A 17,537-nucleotide genomic window follows, 5' to 3' on the forward strand; every position below is an offset into this window, starting at 1 on the left:
TGGGCTTTAAAATATTTTTACATCAGCACTCGCTCTCTACTTTATATAGCATTTATCCAGTTAATAAGGACCTGTGGAAATATTCCGAAAAAAACCAGTACGGCAGCGAGAGTTGCGATTAAAAACTGCCCTGAAGTGGTAATTTGTAACGTTTCGCTGTTACTGCTAGTGTCAATGGCATCTCTTTGTACCATCGTAAGTAGAAGACGAAGGTAATAGAAGAGGCCCAATGCACTACCAATAACCACACCAGCGAGAAGAGCCCACATTTTTCCTTCAACACCTGCGGTAAAGACGTAAAACTTCCCAATAAACCCAATAGTTAAGGGAATTCCAGCCAGAGATAACAGCATTAGAGCAAGACAGCTCGCCAGCCATGGACTACGCCAGAGTAATCCCCGGTAAAAGTCTCTGTGATAGGGATCATCTGCACTGTCGGTCACGTCACTGACATTTGTTCCATTGGTTAGTTGGGCGGCCTCCACTGAATCAGCTATCAGGCCAACAATTGCAAAGGCTCCTAGTGTAGTAATGACATAAGCGACCATGTAATAAATAACCGCCTCTGTACCAAACGCGCTATTGCCGATGATAAACGCCACAATTAAATAGCCTATATGGCCGATTGAGGAGTAGGCCAGCAGCCTTTTGATATTGTTTTGCATCAGGGCCAATAAATTTCCTATCAGCATGCTGGCTATGGCGGCGATTGTCAGTAAATCAATAAGAATAGGGCTCTGGTAGAGATTTAAGGTATTAAAGAATCGCAACAGAAAGGCAATTACGGCTGTTTTTCCCACTGTGGCGATCAACGCCGTCGTAGGCGTAGGTGCGCCCTGGAATACATCGGGTGTCCAGATATGAAATGGAACCAGTGATAACTTGAAAGCAACAGAAATGACCAGCAGAGTGGCGCCGGTTGCAAAAAGAGCAGAAGTCTGTGAAAGATCCTGTATCCGTGTAGCGATACTGCCAAAGTCCAGTGCCCCAGACGCCGCATAAATTAATGCGATACCGAATAGCCCGAGAGCGGTAGAAAGTGCTGAAAGGATTAAGTATTTAAAGGCAGATTCCAGGGAATTTACTTGATCTTTGCTTGAGGACAAATTGCCAGTAACCGCAAATCCCAACAGTGGATAAAGTGCGAGGCTAATTAATTCTATACCAAGGAAAAAGGTGGCAAAGTGGCTGGCAAATACCAGGGTGCTTGCTCCCAAAATGGCGAGCAAAAGTAGTATATAAAACTCTTCTGGATAGCTATCCGGATTTCTATTCAGGTCACACCGAAGCTTTAAGTAGTTGTATCCCATAACGCTGACGGCTATGGCGGTAACTAATATCAGCAGACAGAAGAACAATGAGTTGTAGTCAATCGAGAGTAGGGCAGTCACTTGAATGGACCCGTTATTGCCCGATAGGGTGGCTCCAACCCAGAAACAGGCAATGATAGCGGCTACCAAAGTGATAAGAGTTGTAACCAGAGCGCCCGCATGATTTCTCCAGAAGGATACTTGGAGCAGCAAAATTACAATACCGGTACTAATCAGTAAAAGCGGTAGGATAGAAAATAGTTCTTGGGCACTCATAGAGATGTACCTGTATTAGCGCTTTTAGCAGTAGGAGAGGCTAAGCTTGCTGAAGTTTCCGGCCCTGTCTTTTCTATGACGACTTCTTCATTTTCGGGGGGCTGAAATTTTTTCATTGATTTGGCAATCGTAGGCTCGGCGATATCAAAGATAGGCTGGGGGCGGAGCCCGAAGATCACGAGAAGCACCGCCAGTGAAAGAAGCGCAGAGATCTCCCTGAGGCTTAGATCACTGACAGTTTTCCCCTCTGTAGCGGGTTTCAATTTGTCATTAAACTTGCCAAAGAAGACACGCTGCATCATTAATAATGCATAGAGTGCTGCTCCAATAAGCCCAATTGCTGCAATAACCGTTAACCAGTGATTAGCTTTAAAGCTACCAACCAGCACCAGGAATTCGGCAACAAAATTACCCAGCCCAGGCAGTCCCAGTGAGGCGATGGCAAAGAAGAGTGCAACGGCGGATAGCTTTGGCAGAAGAGGCCAGACACCGCCGAGCTGGCTCATATCCCGAGTATGGAGACGATGCTGTAGTGCGCCTACTAATGCGAAGAGTGCAGCGGTACTCAAGCCGTGGGCGATCATTTGCATCACTGCGCCCTGCAGGGCGATAGTATTCAGCGCGTAGAGCCCCAATAGAACAAATCCCATATGGCTCACACTGGAATAGGCCACAAGTCTTTTCATATCCTTCTGAGCGAATGCCAGCGATGCGCCGTAGACCACACTGATGGCTCCAATGGTCATTGCAACCGGTGCAAAAGCTTGTGAACTCTCCGGGAATAAGGGCAGTGTAAAACGCAATAAACCATAGGCTCCTGTTTTCAACAGAATCGCCGCCAGCAGAATACTGCCGGCAGTAGGGGCCTGGGTATGGGCGTCAGGTAACCAGGTATGGAAGGGCAGCGCTGGCAACTTGACGATAAAGGCAATAAAAAATCCGAGCATTAACCAATAAGCTGCTGTTGCAGACAGTTGAGCACCCAACAAATCCATATAGTTAAAGGTCAGTTGTCCGCTATTCCGATAGTGGATAAATGCCAAGGCAACGATGGCAATCAGCATTAACAAGCTGCTTGCCTGGGTGAAAATAAAGAACTTTATCGCAGCGTAGACTCTGCCCTCATAGCCCCAAACTGCAATCAACAGCAGCATGGGAATCAGCATGACTTCCCAGAAGAAAAAGAATAAAAACAGGTCGATAGCGGTAAACACACCGACAATACCGGCCAGTGTCCACAGGTAGTTAAAATAAAAGAAGCCGCGCCGGAAGGTGACATCATTCCAGGTCATTACTAACCCAAAGATTCCCATCCCCATTGTCAGTAGCAGCATAAGAAAGCTGAGTCCATCAATCGCCAGATGGAAGCTGATCCCAAACCTGGGTATCCACGATATCAAAAGGCTATCCCACCACTGACTGTCACCTGTAACAGCTGTGGACTCTGCCTGGGGGAAATAGCTGATCAAGAGCAGGGATGCGATTATCAGGGAAACCAGGCTGATTAAGCGTCCACCCTCATAGAGATGTCTCTCTGCCAGCCAGGCTAATATTCCCCCAACAAATAAAATTATAATTATTGCCAGTAATGTCATAGAGCCACCAACAGGGCTAGGAATAAAATTGATCCGGCTACAAAGGTGGCCAGGTACCAACGTATTTGGCCATTTTGTGAAGAGCTGAGGGCGTTATTTAGATGTGCACTCAGCGAAGCGGTACCCTTGTAGATACTGTCGATAATATCTTTGTGGTTAAGGGCGGTGATAAATTTAAAAGGTCTTACAAAGACCCGGTCATAGACCCAGTCAAAACCCCATCCCTTAAACCAAAACTGCATTAGTGGAGAGCGCTGCTCCCCAACCTTCTTCTCGAACAGGAACATTTTCCAGGCGATAAACAGGCCGATCAGCGGCATGGCAATGGCAATGGCTTCAATGACCCAGGAGTGGTGTTCGTCGGTTGGGGTGCCAAAGACTCCCTGGAGAGGTGGAGCGAGAATTCCACCAAATAGGGCAAGTACAGCGAGGAGGCCCAAGGGAAGCATCATCACCGTGTTATTGGCGTCTTTACAGTGTGAGGAGGCGCTGCCCTCACTGCCCAGAAATGCAAGAAACAGAACCCGGAAGCTATAAATCCCTGTGACCAGCGCTCCCAATAGACCGGCAAGCCAGAGCAGGTTTACTCCTTGATGGTATTCATAGGCACTGAGCAAAATATGATCTTTGCTGTAGAAACCGGACGTAAATGGGAGCGCTGCCAGGCAGGCGCAACCGATGGTAAAGCAGATAAAGGTAAAGGGGATTTTGCGATAGAGGCCGCCCATGGCAAAGATATTCTGCTCGTGATGTACGCTCAGGATTACTGACCCTGCGGAGAGGAAGAGCAGAGCCTTGAAGAAGGCGTGGGTCATCAAATGGAAGATGGCTCCTGACCAGGCACCGACACCCAGGGCCAGGAACATATATCCAATCTGGGAGATGGTTGAATAGGCCAGGACCCGTTTGATATCACTTTGTGCGATAGCACTGAATCCGGAGATTAATAGAGTCAGAGCGCCGACAATGGCCACAGCTGTCATGGCGGTTCCAGACAGCTGATAAAGCGGGTGCATTCGGGCGATCAAGTAGACCCCGGCCGTCACCATGGTGGCAGCGTGGATAAGGGCGCTGACGGGAGTGGGGCCTGCCATCGCATCGGGAAGCCAGGTCTGGAGTGGAATCTGTGCTGACTTACCCACAGCGCCACCCAGTAACAGCAGCATAGCGATAGTGACAATTTGAGTATTGACCCCGGGATTCCCTGCCGCTGTGATGAGCTCCGGTATATTTAGTGTTGAGAACTCAAAGAACAGCAGGAAAAAGCCGATCGCCATGGCGGTATCGCCGACGCGGGTGACGATAAATGCCTTCTGCGCGGCCGCGCCGTTTGCAGGGTCCTTATACCAAAAGCCAATAAGCAAGTAGGAACAAAGACCAACACCTTCCCATCCCAGATAGAGAAGTACCAGGTTGTCCGCCATTACAAGAATTAACATGGCAGAGACAAATAGATTCAAGTAGGAAAAGTAGCGGCGGAAGTCCGGATCTTCACGCATATATCCGGCTGAGTATAAGTGGATAAGGAAGCCCACTCCGGTAATGATCATCAGCATTACCAGGGTTAGCCAGTCCACGTGAAAGGTGAAGCCGAGTTGGAGGTCAGATACTCGCATCCACTGCCAAACTGACAGCGTAACGACCGATTCCGGGTTGCCCAGAAAGGTGGAGAGTGCGAGATTAAAAACCAGAATTGCTGCGATTCCCACACTGCCCACCCCAATCAAGCTCACTAACTTTTGTGAGGGCTCCTTTTGTGTAAAGAGTGGAATGCTGATGAGGGTCAGGAAACCAAGAAAGGGAAGCAATGGTATCCAGGCTAGTGATCCGTTCATATTAACCCCTCAATCCATTGAGCTGGTCAATATCGACCGTGTGTTTGCGATAATAGAATTGCAAGACCAGCGCCAGTGCAATGGCTACTTCGGCAGCGGCCAGGGTGACAACAAAAACAAACATCACCTGCCCATCAGCATTGCCCCAGTGTGCGCCGGCGACAACAAACATTAATGCTGCGGCATTGGTGCAAATTTCAATACACATCAGCATAAAAATAATATTTCTTCGGATTAGTAATCCAGCTAACCCCAAGCAAAACAGGATGGAGGCCAACAACACGCCAGCCTCCAAACCAGGTGCAGATTCGATAGGCATAGCTTCACTCCGGTTTAACTGTTCTTCTATGTCGGGCGAGGTGAAAAGCTCCAACAAGCCCTGCCAAAAGCAGCATTGAAGCCAGTTCGACAGCGAGAACGTAATGGCTAAAAAGTGCGATACCGACCTGTTTGGGCCCGATATAGTGATAGGTTTGCTCTGAAGGAATTTGCCCGCTACTAACCAGCAGAAGTAACTGGATTAACAAAATGGCTGATAGAAGGGCTGGGCCAATCCAGGTGTGGGGTTGTAACCAGGCTTGCTCCTGTGCAACTGAAGCGTCTCCCTGATTGAGCATCATGATGACAAAAATAATCAATACCATGATGGCGCCGGCATAAATAATAACTTCCAAAGCTGCTGCCAGGGGAGCGCCATATTGATAGAAAATAACGGCAACCGATAAAAGTGAAGTGACAAGATAAAGTAGCGCGTGGACCGCGTTCTTGTGAAAGATAACCATGGCGGTTGAGACAATGGCAACCGCAGCGGTTAAGTAGAAAATGTAATTCACTGGGAAAACCTCTTTTTAGTTATTAGCCTTATTGAAATCAGAGATTTAGGCTTTTTACATTAATGGGCTCGGCCTCATTTTGAGCTTCGCCCTTGTCCTTTCCTGAGATGGCCTTTCCTGCAATTTGATAAAAACTGTAATCGTGATACTTACCGGGACCACTAATTAGAAGATCTTCCTTTTCGTACACCATGTTTTGCCGATCGTACTCGCACATCTCAAAGTCAGGTGTTAGCTGGATGGCATAGGTTGGGCAGGCATCTTCACAAAGCCCACACATAATGCAGCGGGAAAAATTGATACGAAAATATTCGGGACGCCAGCGGCCGTCAGGATCTTCTGTTTTTTGCAGTGAAATACAATCAGGAGGGCAGGCAACGGCGCAGAGATTACAGGCAACGCAGCGCTCGTCACCGTTGGGATCTCGGGTGAGCACGATCCTGCCGCGATATCTGGGTGCCAGGTAGGGCTTTTGGTCGGGGTATTGTACGGTAACGTTCTTCCGGAACAGGTGTTTAAATACCAACCACATGCTGCGAATTTGGCTTGAAATCATTTCTTTGGCCTCGCACGCTTATTTTAATTTTCTAGGCTGTCCACAAAAGTACCGCTGCGGTAGCCAGTAGATTGATCAGGGCCAGAGGTAGCATGACCTTCCAGCCGAATTTCATTAATTGGTCGTAGCGGGGGCGTGGAATCGCCGCCCTTAAAAGAATAAAAACACCAACCAGAATGGCAGTCTTCAGGCAAAACCAAATAAATGGGGGTAGTAGGGGGCCGTGCCACCCACCGAGAAACAGGGTGGTGATTAGTGCTGAAATTAGGATTACTGCCAGATATTCACCCACAAAGAACATGCCGAACTTCATACCGGAGTATTCGGTATGGAATCCCGCAGTCAGTTCGTGCTCAGCTTCCGGAAGATCAAATGGAGTTCTGCGGCTCTCGGCAATACCGGCAATAAAGAAAACAATAAAACCCAGAAATTGAGGGATGATAAACCAACCATCTGCCTGGGCATTAACAATCTCGCGCAGATTGAAACTGCCTGAGAGCATAACAACGCCCATCAGGCTCAAACCCATAAATACTTCATAGGACACGGTTTGAGCGGCAGCCCTTAGCCCACCGAGCAGAGCATATTTATTATTTGATGCATATCCCCCAAGAATTACGCTATAGACCGCAATAGAACTCATAGCCAGCACAAACAGTAATCCGATATTCAGGTCGGTGACCCCAATATTGGGCGATATGGGCACTACGGCAAAGGCAATCAACATGGTTGCCATAACTACGGTGGGTGCCAGTACAAATACGGGAATATCTGCAAATTTCGGGGTGAAATCTTCCTTAAAGAACAGCTTGATCATATCTGCCATAACTTGCAGGGTGCCAAATTTTCCCACCCGGTTAGGGCCTGGGCGATCTTGCCAAAAGCCCAATAGGCGGCGCTCGCCCCAAGTTAAAATGGCTGCTAGCAGCACGGTAACTATCAATACACCGAAAATATTGAGCAATATGATCCAGATATTGGTGCTCATAATTAGTCCTCTTGCCCGATTGTGGAGCTTTCTTCCACTGGCAACAGATTGGCGCCTCCCGGTAATACAGGGGCAAGAATTTCAAGCCCTGGAAGACCATAAGGCACACCCAGGCTGCCCGAAGGTTGGCTATCAGAGATAACCACACTGCCCCGGAAAATACCGCTATTGGTGTCTAACGCCACTGTGTCTCCCTGGTTGAGGTTGGCACTTTCGGCATCACCGCGATTTAAAGTAAAGAATGGCTTATCGATCACTGTAGCGATGGCCATTGCGCGGTTACTGAGCTCTTCCGAACCAAACATTCGGTAAATCGGCAGTGTCGCTAGACTGTGGTTATCGCTATCTCTATCGCCATCGGAGGCTGTGGGCAAGGACCAATCCGAAAGTACTTGCTCTTGTCTCTGGATGTATTTGCCCGAGGCACCACCACGGCGTTCGCCACCCACTTCCTGCTGAAACTTGAAAATTGATTGGTTGGAGTTCCATCCGGGAGACCAGATATTGGCTTGCAGCGGTGACCGGTTTGGGTTGTGCACACCTTCCATGCTAAAGCTCATAGGAGCATCGGGGTCTTGGTGTGGAGGCTCCTCTGAGACATGTTCCTCTGCGTGAATAGCCGTGCGCCCACTGTAGCGAGCGGTCTGTCGAGCAACCTTGAGCCCGTCAATTCGGAAGTTTTCATCCGGCCCTAAATCTTTGATGACCTTGAGTGAAGCAACACTTTCTGCTAGGGAATCGGTGATATCTGGGCAGTGATTCCAATTGATAATAGTGTCGATACTCTCGGAGTGTTCTGTGGAAAAACCAGCGGCATCTACCAGCCAGCGCCAGCTCTCCTGGATATACCCAGTGCCTTCATAGACCGCATAAAATCGCTGTGCCAAACCAGTATTGTTAACAAATGTCCCTTGGGATTCAGCCGTTGCGGATACAGGAAAGATTAAGTCGGCATGTTTGGCGGTTTCATTGAGCAGGGTATCCAGCAGAATGATATGGTCGACGCTGGCAAACAGACTGTTTAACTCTTCGCTCGCGATTCTTAAGGAGAGGTCATTCTCCAGAATCACTAGGGTTTTATCGATATTGGTTTTGTCATTCTTGAGTTCAGTGATCAGATGCTCAAGGGAACCGGTTTCGGGCTCAAACAGCTGAATAACTCCCAAGCTATTAGCCTCTTCACAACACAAGTATAGAGACGTGGGTTTGCCATTTTTTTCCGCCAGTGCACAGGCGATTTTTGCTGCGCTGTGGGTTAGGTGGATATTCTTGCTACTGGTTCCAGAGATAATCACTGGGTTTTTGGCCGCAGTTAATATTGCTGAGATTCTTTCAGCTTCCTCCAGATTCTCTGCACTCAGTGAAGTTTTGCTGCTTTTAACCTCCAGAATATTATTGGCAATTGCCTGGCCGATTTGGGCAGCCTGTTCCGGCAGGGTATAGATCGCTTTACAGGTAATATCTGAGATCTGATTGAGTTCGGTGCCGATAAAAATAATCGGGCTGGGTTCACCCTCTAATTGTCGAACAGAAGCATCCTGCCACAAGGGTATTCTTAATGATTCAGCTTGTTCTTTTTGGCGGCTCCGTGCTGCTTGGCGAACTGCCAGGGCAACCCTGGGGGCTGTATTGTAGATATCTTCCCCGAGTATCAATACAACATCTGAATTTTCTATCTCAGGGATGGACGGGCTGTGGATATTGGCATCGCTCTGAATTCTGTCTACAAGGTGTAGTAGCTGCATATCCCGCTGGTTGAGGCCAGAGAAGAAGTTATCCCGCCCTACAAACTTTAATAGGGCGAAGTTATTTTCCAATGATGCCCTGGGTGAACCTATGCCTATTAAGTGATGCTCACCTCTTTGCGCAGATGCGAGTTTTTCTGAAAGTGAGAACACTGCATCCTTGGGGGAAACCTCTTTGTGCAGACGTTCATCAGTTTCTGCTGTAGAGCTGATCACATCATCTTTGCGCGCAGAAAGTACCTGGGTTATCCGGCTCTTACTGTTGACATATTCGTATCCAAAGCGCCCCCGGTCACAGAGAAAATAGCCGTTGATATCGTGGTGATATAAGTTGACCACACGGCGCAACATCGGGTCTTGGTTGTTGCCGGATTCCCTCGATCCTGGCGCGGTGTTGCAACCCACGGCACAGTGTTCACAGACTGAGGCGGCTGTTTGCAAATCCCATTTTCGGACAAAGTGCTGGCTGAAGGTCTTATCGGTAAATACTCCAGTGGGGCACACTTCGACAAGGTTCCCACTAAAACCATTTTCCAGCATGCCCTCAGTATTGCGCCCAAAAAAGACCTGGTGATTGCGACCCAGTGCTTGTAAATCCTCGCCGCCGGCATAGTCGTGATAGAACCTGACACACCGGTAACAGGTAATACAGCGATTCATTTCGTGATTGATAAAGGGGCCAAGATACTGGTTTCGGTGGGTGCGTTTGGTACCCTGATAGCGGCGCATGGTATGACCGGACATTTCAGTCATATCCTGTAAGTGGCACTCGCCACCCTCCTCACAAACCGGGCAATCGTGAGGGTGGTTGGTCATCAAGTCTTCTATCACAGAACCGCGAAAATCTTTCGCGGCCTCCGAACGGACACTGTAAATACCGCCGTCTTTTATCAGTGTCATACAGCTCATAATCAACCGGCCTCGTTGATCTTCGCTGTCCTTATGCTCGATAACCGCACATTGGCGGCAGGCGCCAACAGAACCCATGGCGGGGTGCCAGCAAAAATAGGGGACATTCAAACCCAGCGACAGGCAGGCAGTGAGCAGGTTTTGATCTCCATCAACCTGGTATTTATTACCGTCTATTGTGATGGTTGGCATTTGAAATCCATTTTCTTTTTATTAATGCTTTCAGGGGCAGGGTTGTCGCGCTAATTTATTTATAGGGGCAACAACCGCCTTCAATATGGTCGATAAAATCCTGCTCAAAGAGTTTTAACGCGCTTTGTATAGGCTCGGCGGCACCGGGAGCCAGGGCGCAAAAAGTATTGCCGGGGCCGATACGCTCGCACTGTTCCCTGAGGAGTTCCAAGTCTTCTTTAGTCCCGTGGCCAGACTCTATTCTCTCCAGAATTTTGACCGCCCAGGGCAAGCCGTCCCGGCAGGGGGTGCACCAGCCACAGGATTCCCGCGCAAAGAACTGGGTCAAGTTCAGTACCAGGCCTACGGGGCAGGTTTTATCGTCGAGCACGGTGATCGTGCCGGTCCCCATACGGCTGCCGGCCTTGCCGATAACGTCGTAATCCATGGGAAGATCGAGGTGGTCCGGGCCGAGGAAATCGGTTGACCCTCCGCCGGGGAGAATGCCCTTCAGTTGCAGGCCATCTTTCATGCCACCAGCATGTTGCTCAATAATTTCGCGAATGGGCGTCCCCATTGGGAGTTCCCAAGCCCCTGGATTATTAACCTTGCCGCTAACACCAAATATTTTGCTTCCCGCATCGTCACGCCGGCTAAGGTTTTTGTACCATTCCACGCCGTGGCTAATTAAATGGGGGAGGTTGCACAAGGTCTCTACATTGTTAACGACGGTGGGTTTGCCCCAAAGCCCGCTGACCTGTGGAAAGGGGGGCTTGGCACGGGGAATGGCCCGCTTGCCTTCAAGGGCGTTTAGCAGTGCGGTTTCTTCACCACAGATATAGTTACCGGCGCTGCGGTGCAGACAGATCTCCAGATTAAAGCCACTGTCGAAAATATTTTCGCCAATCATGCCCTGCTGCTTGGCTTCATCGATTGCCTGTTCGAGCCGGTTTGCAGCCAGGTGGTATTCACCACGAATAAAAATATAGGCGTGAGAGGCGCCAATGGCATAGGCGGCTATAGCCATTCCCTCAAGGAGGAGGTGAGGGTCTCGCTCCATTAGCAATCGGTCTTTGAAGGCGCCGGGCTCCATTTCATCGGCGTTACAGACAACGTACTTTTGCTTGGGCGAATCTTCACCCCTAGGTACAAAACTCCACTTCAGCCCAGTGTTAAACCCCGCTCCACCGCGACCGCGCAGGCCTGCATCTTTTACTTCGTTAATAATGTCGTCCGGTACCATGGTGATGGCTTTGCGCCAGCCCTGGTAGCCGTCGTTTTCCACATATTGCTCAATAGTGGCGGCAATATTTTCACTGGAAATATTTTTAGTCAGTGGATTTGTCAGCATGATATTTTTTCTTCTTATCGATTAATTCATCAATACCTTTCTCATCCAAATGGCGATGCATCTCCTCGCCGAGCATAAGGACTGGAGCTTTATCACAATCTCCCAGGCAAGGCGTTTCCAGCAGGGTGAAAATCCCATCTTCGGAGGTCTCTCCAGGCTGGATATTTAAGCGCTCAGATATTTTTTTCTGCAAATTATCGCAACCCATAATCCAGCAGCTGGAGCTTTTGCATAGGTAGATCACTTCCTTGCCTACGGGTTGGCGGAAAATCAACTGGAAGTAGGTGGCGACACTCTCAAGTTCTGCAACGGGAATATCCAGATAATTGGAAATTGCCTGGAGGCTCTCATCGGAAATCCAGCCGCGATGTTTCTGTACAATCCGCAACGCCTCTAGCCCCACTGAAGTTTTTTCGTGGTAGTGGGTGGCTTCCTGATCAATTTCCTCTTTTTCTTGTACTGTTAAGGTCGCCAGGTTGTCTGCTGAATTGCTATTGCCTTGCTCCATTACTTCAATCAATTCCGGTTCTAGTAAGCTGGACATAGTCGCCCCCGAGATAGAACTTGCGGAGGTTTCGTTGAGGCGCTGCCGCCATCTGTGTTTGCGATGGCTGAAACGCTGGGTGTATTTCCGTGCACTTTTCTACTCCGCTGCTGTACGGCCCTGTGCCTGCCGTAATTCTTTATTGTTATCTGTCCACATCCGCCATGACGAAGTCGATGCTGGCAATAATGGCAATAAGGTCAGCAATCAACAGTCCGTTGGACATCAACGGAATCATTTGCAGGTGTGGGAATGAAGGGGTGCGAATTCGGGTCCTGTATGAGGTGGTCCCCCCATCACTAACGATCTGGTAGCTGTTGATACCTTTGGTGGCCTCAATGGGATAACACACTTCGCCGGCCGGCATTACCGGTCCCCAGCTGTTATTCACAAAGTGCTGAATTAAAGTCTCGATATCCTCCATGGTGCGCCCCTTTCGCGGAGGGGTAGTCAAAGGGTGGTCCGACTTGTAAGGGCCTGCCGGCATATTTTCCAGGCACTGGCGGATAATCCGCAGGCTCTGCCATATCTCGTCCACCCGGACCCGGCAGCGGTCGAAACAGTCCCCACCATCGTAGCTGGGAATCTCGAACTCGAACTGATCATAGCCGCTGTAAGGGCGTTTTTTGCGCAGATCCCAATCCAGGCCCGTGGCACGAAGGCCTGGCCCGGTAACCCCCCACTCAAACGCCTCCGCCGTATCGTAGACACCAATGCCACGGGTGCGGCGTTGCAGGAGTTTGTTTTTAATTACCATGCCGTCGTAATCGGCTAAGCGTGCGGGCATATAGTCAAGAAATTCCCGCACTATCTTGTCCCAACCTTGGGGTAAGTCCTGCGCTACTCCGCCGATACGGAACCATGCCGGGTGCATTCTGCCGCCGGTAATGGCCTCAACTATTCCAAACAGTTTTTCCCTATCGATAAACATATAGAACACGGGAGACATCTGCCCCACGTCCTGGGCAAAGGTGCCAAAAAATACCAGGTGGCTGGATATGCGGAAGAACTCGCACATCATCACCCGTATCATCTGTGCGCGTTCAGGGACCTTAATACCGGCGAGTTGCTCCAGTGCCATCACATAGGGCAGGTTGTTCATGACACCGCCGAGGTAATCGATACGGTCGGTGTAGGGCACATAGGTATGCCAGGCCTGGCGCTCGGCCATCTTCTCTGCACCGCGATGGTGGTAACCGATATCTGGCACTGCATCGATAATCTGTTCACCATCCAGCTGAAGGGCTACACGGAATACCCCGTGCACGCTGGGGTGATTCGGGCCCAGATTGAGGAACATAAACTCTGAGTCTTCATTACTCCTGGCCATGCCCCAGTCTTCCGGCCGGAACAGCAGGGCGTCTTGTTCTTTGCGCTCCTTCTCTTCTGACAGACTAAATGGGTCGACTTCGGTAGCTCGGGCGTGGTGATCCTTGCGCAGTGGATGCCCCTTCCAGGTCAGCGGCATCATGATTCTCTGTAAATGGGGATGACCGGGAAATTCGATACCGAATAGATCCCACACTTCCCGTTCATACCAGTTGGCATTCTCCCAAACGGCAGTAATAGTCGGTGCGCTCAGATCACTCTCGGGAAGAGCCACCTTGATACGGATAAATAAATTGCGGGTAAATGAAAGTAGTTGATATACCAGAGTGAAATCGCTGGAAGGCTGTTTTTCAGTTCCCTCCCCACGGTTGACCCGCAGCCGTTCGTCGATAGCACTCAGGTCATACAGCATTTCAAATGGCTGGGCGATATCCCGCTTGAGAAAGAGCAAAAGAGGGATCAAGGCATGTTTCTCGATCCACAGTGTGGGCATATCATCACAGTGTGGCTGCCACCAGAACGAGTGAAGCTTATATCCGGTGTCGAGATCCCGAATAAATGCCTCTGCTGCTTTCCTGTAGGGAGTTGCTGTGTGGACAGTTTTCGCAATTACGCCAGTCATTGGCTATTCCGTTGTTTTTTTCTTATTCCATGAAGCCTAAACACTGTCGGGCGCACGTAGCATGTCAGCTTTCATACGTTCCTCCCTATGGAGATCACGCTGACTGGGCTTTGGAACCTTGTGAGTTCCTTGATCATCCACAACCCAGCTGAAGGCTCGTCTCTCCGCAGCCACCGACTTTTGCAGCAAGGTCAATCCCTGCAGTAGGGCCTCTGGGCGTGGTGGACAGCCGGGCACATAAACATCGACCGGGAGAAACTTATCGACCCCCTGAACCACACTGTAGATATCGTACATACCGCCGGAATTTGCGCAGGAACCCATGGAGATGACCCAACGGGGCTCGATCATTTGCTCGTAGAGTCGCTGTACCACTGGTGCCATTTTCAGGAAAACCGTCCCTGAAATTACAATCAAATCCGCTTGTCGCGGGGTTGCACGGATGACCTCAGCGCCAAAGCGGGAGATGTCGTGGCGGCTGGTGAAGGCGGTGGCCATTTCTACATAACAACAGGACAACCCGAAGTTAAATGGCCATAGGGAATTTGAACGGCCCCAGGAAACCAGTTCTTCGAGTTTGGTAAGGAGAATATTTTTTTCTAAATCTTGAGTGCTTATTTCTTCAGAAGGATTGCCGTGTTCGGTAGCAACCAGGTCGTCGGCTTTGCTCAGCTTCCAGCGCATTATGAATTCTCATTGTTGTTATTGGGGTTTTTGGCGTTTCTCCAAACTCTTCTGGTATCCGCCCCAGTCAAGTGCACCCAGGCGCCACAGATAAATAAGCCCCACCAGCAGTATCACGATAAATACGGTGGCCTCGATAAACCCGAGCAGGCCAGTTTCATAAAATGCGATGGACCAGCTAAACAGGTAAATCGCCTCCAGGTCGAAGACGATAAACAGGATGGCAACAAGGTAATAGGCGACAGAGAGGCGCAGACGCGCATTGCCCTGGGAAACAATACCCGACTCATAGGGCTCATCGGTAGCCGGGTCTCTGCGTTTCTGACCGAGAAAATAGGAAAGGCTGAGCATTAAGGTAATTAGGGCAAATACGGCCAGACAATAAACAATCAATGGCCAAATCTGAGGAGTGAACTGATCCGGGTAATTCAACTTCGCTCTCCCATGTTTCTGCGGGCGAAGCCCGTATCAATCACTGGTCTTGCAGTAAAAGGGCAAATCAAGAATTCTGATTTTGAGGGTGCTCTCACGCAAGAAGAGATAATTTGAAAAACGATTATTGCTTTTCTGAGAAATTTTTTAGTTGTCGGTAATCCTATTCGCTTGTCTGATTTATAAATCGTTGCGGGAGATAGCGCCAGTGGTGCGAAGGAACGTTTAATTCTTATGTGTATACTTTTTATTCGGTAGGGTTATGTAATGTCTTGCGACAGCTGAATAAATGAAAATGTGCGCCAGTTTTCAGAAGATGAAGGAGGGTCCTATTGCTATTAAACTATTCCTCTGATTAAAAGCAGATCGGTATTTTAGGGATACGCTGTACTGGAATTAGAATGTGATGTTATTGATTTGTTTGGCACCTAATAATTCCATCATAGTGCACTCCACTTGCGGTTCTGTATGGGACCTTCCACTTGTTATGAGTGAGGTAGTTTGGCCAAGCAAGTACATTTATCCAATTCTTCTCGGTATTTCTAACAAGGTACACATCGCTTGCGTTACATTGAAGCTTGTACCTACGGAACCCTTCTTCTATCACGGAATAATCTCGCCCCTTAAACTGAACTTCAGAGTCACCCCAATGGCCATCTGAGCTTTCAAAGCTTACATCGGGGTTGTGGATTTTTATAATGCCAAAGAGGAATGTGATTCCTAAAGCCAAAATTAATAAGCAAATTGCTCTTATTGTGGTGGTAGTCATCGCTTGCTTCTGAGTAACTTTTAGTCTCTTTTTAGGCATGCTTTCGGCGTAGGTATATAGAGCTTAACTTCTATAAGAATTGTAATATATAAGCAGTTTGTTGATTGGCGACAATGATTTGCTATGTGTAGATTACTTGCGAATTACAAGGTCACCACCACTAAATCGAATTTTCTGTCCTTCGAAGATAGCTTCCTCCCAGTTATCAGGGTTGGACGACTCGTTTTCATTTACCACTAAGTAGCAAAAATTTGGATTTTCAGTTTTGGGTAAACTACTTACTAGTGAACCTGCACTGATGCCATACTTTTCGCATAGTTCAAGCTGTCCTATCGCCGACTTTACCTGAATTAAAATGCCAATATGTTCAGCTTTAAGTTCTATCGATTCAAAGTCATTCACCGATTCTAGCTCGATTAAATATCTTTTTAATTCTTCTATGGCTGGGTTCATAGTGATTTACTCATGATGCCTCGCTGAGCCGAGGGCATACAGAATTTATTTTGTGATTAGCTCAACGAAGTATATGTAAATATTGTGCACATTCTAGTTATGATTTGTACCAATCTTTAAATGGAAAATCTAATAAATTGGAATTGTAATACTTTGGATCTCCAGTAACCTCTTTATCAATCCACTCCGGCAATTCCACACTCTCAGATTCACTTTGCATCTCGACCTCAGCAACAATCAAGCCGTCATTATCTCCATGAAAGATATCTATTTCCCAAGTGTGTTTTTCGTGTTCTACTATGAACCTCGTTTTATCTATGAGGGGACCATCACATAGCTCCGCAATCATTTCATTTGCGTCTTCAAAGGATATTGGATACTCAAACTCAGTCCGTGTAATTCCTTTACTTTCACCTTTCAATGTTAGATATGCATGATCTCCGATTACGCGAACTCTGACTACAGCTTTGGACTCCGTACTTATATAGGCTTGTTTGATTCTCTTTCCACCTGTAAAAGAAGCAATAGCCTTTTTATCAACTAAGAACTTCCGCTCAATTTCCTTTGCCATACTTTCTCAACCCTAAAATCTTAACACTTGCTTAATAGGCATATACGAGGTGGTCAAAATCTGAAACGTAGCGTAGTAGTCAGCCAGTATATGCCCTTGTTGGAGCACTTATAAACTGTTCTTGCCGACTTCTTTCAATGCAATCAACGCTTCCCTTGCTTTTTCAGATTGTACAAAAATATGGTCATGGAAGTATGCTGCAATTACATTTGCACTAATACCCTTCGAAGCTAGTTTGTTAGAAACAGAGGCTGTTAATCCAACAGCCTCTAAGCTAGAATGTACGGTTAAAGTTATTTGCTTGTAAGTATTTTTAAACTGCAAGCCCTCACGGCTTGCGATATCCTTTGTTAAGACAAGTGTTAATCCTTCTTTTTCGTTGAAGCTCGCAAGTGGGTTCCATTCAATATATTGAGCTAATGAGCCTGAAACAGTGCAAAATACAAATTCATCTTCAATAAGTTCGGGATTCATTTCGCTCAAAAGACGCTCTAGTTCTAGTATTCCTGACATTGCTTGATGATTCCAAGTTCTTGCTTGTACAGCAAGCGCCAATCAATATGG

At 48.2% G+C, this 17,537-nt stretch carries 16 protein-coding genes; all 16 read right to left on the reverse strand.

Annotated features, from left to right (window positions below):
* Positions 1-41: 41 nt before the first annotated feature.
* Positions 42-1,586: an NADH-quinone oxidoreductase subunit N gene (locus tag ACJJI8_RS11020; RefSeq protein WP_444935060.1), complete on the reverse strand. Its 1,545-nt coding sequence runs from the start codon at positions 1,584-1,586 to the stop codon at positions 42-44.
* The gene (gene nuoM, locus ACJJI8_RS11025) at positions 1,583-3,181 is read right to left on the reverse strand and encodes an NADH-quinone oxidoreductase subunit M (protein WP_444935061.1); all 1,599 of its coding nucleotides are present in this window, start codon (positions 3,179-3,181) and stop codon (positions 1,583-1,585) included. The genes ACJJI8_RS11020 and nuoM overlap by 4 nt, the downstream gene beginning before the upstream one ends.
* Entirely contained in the window at positions 3,178-5,016 is a 1,839-nt protein-coding gene (gene nuoL / locus ACJJI8_RS11030; RefSeq protein WP_444935062.1) for an NADH-quinone oxidoreductase subunit L, read from the reverse strand. The genes nuoM and nuoL overlap by 4 nt, the downstream gene beginning before the upstream one ends.
* 1 nt (position 5,017) lies before the next feature.
* Positions 5,018-5,335: an NADH-quinone oxidoreductase subunit NuoK gene (gene nuoK, locus ACJJI8_RS11035; protein ID WP_444892930.1), complete on the reverse strand. Its 318-nt coding sequence runs from the start codon at positions 5,333-5,335 to the stop codon at positions 5,018-5,020.
* Positions 5,336-5,339: 4 nt separating this feature from the next.
* Entirely contained in the window at positions 5,340-5,849 is a 510-nt protein-coding gene (gene nuoJ / locus ACJJI8_RS11040; RefSeq protein WP_444895022.1) for an NADH-quinone oxidoreductase subunit J, read from the reverse strand.
* 37 nt (positions 5,850-5,886) lie between these two features.
* Positions 5,887-6,405 (reverse strand): NADH-quinone oxidoreductase subunit NuoI, encoded by a 519-nt coding sequence (nuoI, locus tag ACJJI8_RS11045; protein WP_282934031.1) that lies wholly within the window; start codon positions 6,403-6,405, stop codon positions 5,887-5,889.
* A gap of 31 nt (positions 6,406-6,436) precedes the next feature.
* Positions 6,437-7,393, reverse strand: coding sequence for an NADH-quinone oxidoreductase subunit NuoH (nuoH, locus tag ACJJI8_RS11050; RefSeq protein ID WP_444895021.1), 957 nt, complete (start codon positions 7,391-7,393; stop codon positions 6,437-6,439).
* Between the two features lie 2 nt (positions 7,394-7,395).
* Positions 7,396-10,239, reverse strand: coding sequence for an NADH-quinone oxidoreductase subunit NuoG (gene nuoG / locus ACJJI8_RS11055; RefSeq protein ID WP_444935063.1), 2,844 nt, complete (start codon positions 10,237-10,239; stop codon positions 7,396-7,398).
* 55 nt (positions 10,240-10,294) lie between these two features.
* Positions 10,295-11,569, reverse strand: coding sequence for an NADH-quinone oxidoreductase subunit NuoF (gene nuoF / locus ACJJI8_RS11060; protein ID WP_444935064.1), 1,275 nt, complete (start codon positions 11,567-11,569; stop codon positions 10,295-10,297).
* Positions 11,547-12,113 (reverse strand): NADH-quinone oxidoreductase subunit NuoE, encoded by a 567-nt coding sequence (gene nuoE / locus ACJJI8_RS11065; protein ID WP_444935065.1) that lies wholly within the window; start codon positions 12,111-12,113, stop codon positions 11,547-11,549. The genes nuoF and nuoE overlap by 23 nt, the downstream gene beginning before the upstream one ends.
* A gap of 145 nt (positions 12,114-12,258) precedes the next feature.
* Positions 12,259-14,064 carry an NADH-quinone oxidoreductase subunit C/D gene (gene nuoC / locus ACJJI8_RS11070; RefSeq protein WP_444935066.1) on the reverse strand — a complete coding sequence of 602 codons (1,806 nt, stop codon included), beginning with the start codon at positions 14,062-14,064 and terminating at the stop codon, positions 12,259-12,261.
* Between the two features lie 36 nt (positions 14,065-14,100).
* Positions 14,101-14,748, reverse strand: a complete 648-nt coding sequence (locus ACJJI8_RS11075; protein WP_444935067.1) for an NADH-quinone oxidoreductase subunit B — start codon at positions 14,746-14,748, stop codon at positions 14,101-14,103.
* Between the two features lie 18 nt (positions 14,749-14,766).
* Complete coding sequence (gene ndhC, locus ACJJI8_RS11080) at positions 14,767-15,180, reverse strand: NADH-quinone oxidoreductase subunit A (protein ID WP_444906223.1); 414 nt, start codon at positions 15,178-15,180, stop codon at positions 14,767-14,769.
* A 901-nt stretch (positions 15,181-16,081) separates the two neighbouring features.
* Positions 16,082-16,402 carry a hypothetical protein gene (locus ACJJI8_RS11085; RefSeq protein ID WP_444914550.1) on the reverse strand — a complete coding sequence of 107 codons (321 nt, stop codon included), beginning with the start codon at positions 16,400-16,402 and terminating at the stop codon, positions 16,082-16,084.
* Between the two features lie 97 nt (positions 16,403-16,499).
* Complete coding sequence (locus ACJJI8_RS11090) at positions 16,500-16,973, reverse strand: CYTH domain-containing protein (RefSeq protein WP_444935068.1); 474 nt, start codon at positions 16,971-16,973, stop codon at positions 16,500-16,502.
* A 108-nt stretch (positions 16,974-17,081) separates the two neighbouring features.
* Entirely contained in the window at positions 17,082-17,486 is a 405-nt protein-coding gene (locus ACJJI8_RS11095; protein ID WP_444935069.1) for an ACT domain-containing protein, read from the reverse strand.
* Positions 17,487-17,537: the final 51 nt, after the last annotated feature.

The organism is Microbulbifer maximicatervae (SeqCode) (genome assembly GCF_052467695.1).

What these genes read in the sequence shown, in the direction of transcription:
- ACJJI8_RS11020 (WP_444935060.1), bottom strand. Translation starts at nt 1,586, where the DNA reads ATGAGTGCCCAAGAACTATTTTCTATCCTACCGCTTTTACTGATTAGT.
- nuoM (WP_444935061.1), bottom strand. Translation starts at nt 3,181, where the DNA reads ATGACATTACTGGCAATAATTATAATTTTATTTGTTGGGGGAATATTA.
- nuoL (WP_444935062.1), bottom strand. Translation starts at nt 5,016, where the DNA reads ATGAACGGATCACTAGCCTGGATACCATTGCTTCCCTTTCTTGGTTTC.
- nuoK (WP_444892930.1), bottom strand. Translation starts at nt 5,335, where the DNA reads ATGCCTATCGAATCTGCACCTGGTTTGGAGGCTGGCGTGTTGTTGGCC.
- nuoI (WP_282934031.1), bottom strand. Translation starts at nt 6,405, where the DNA reads ATGATTTCAAGCCAAATTCGCAGCATGTGGTTGGTATTTAAACACCTG.
- nuoH (WP_444895021.1), bottom strand. Translation starts at nt 7,393, where the DNA reads ATGAGCACCAATATCTGGATCATATTGCTCAATATTTTCGGTGTATTG.
- nuoG (WP_444935063.1), bottom strand. Translation starts at nt 10,239, where the DNA reads ATGCCAACCATCACAATAGACGGTAATAAATACCAGGTTGATGGAGAT.
- nuoF (WP_444935064.1), bottom strand. Translation starts at nt 11,569, where the DNA reads ATGCTGACAAATCCACTGACTAAAAATATTTCCAGTGAAAATATTGCC.
- nuoE (WP_444935065.1), bottom strand. Translation starts at nt 12,113, where the DNA reads ATGTCCAGCTTACTAGAACCGGAATTGATTGAAGTAATGGAGCAAGGC.
- nuoC (WP_444935066.1), bottom strand. Translation starts at nt 14,064, where the DNA reads ATGACTGGCGTAATTGCGAAAACTGTCCACACAGCAACTCCCTACAGG.
- ACJJI8_RS11075 (WP_444935067.1), bottom strand. Translation starts at nt 14,748, where the DNA reads ATGCGCTGGAAGCTGAGCAAAGCCGACGACCTGGTTGCTACCGAACAC.
- ACJJI8_RS11085 (WP_444914550.1), bottom strand. Translation starts at nt 16,402, where the DNA reads ATGAACCCAGCCATAGAAGAATTAAAAAGATATTTAATCGAGCTAGAA.
- ACJJI8_RS11090 (WP_444935068.1), bottom strand. Translation starts at nt 16,973, where the DNA reads ATGGCAAAGGAAATTGAGCGGAAGTTCTTAGTTGATAAAAAGGCTATT.
- ACJJI8_RS11095 (WP_444935069.1), bottom strand. Translation starts at nt 17,486, where the DNA reads ATGTCAGGAATACTAGAACTAGAGCGTCTTTTGAGCGAAATGAATCCC.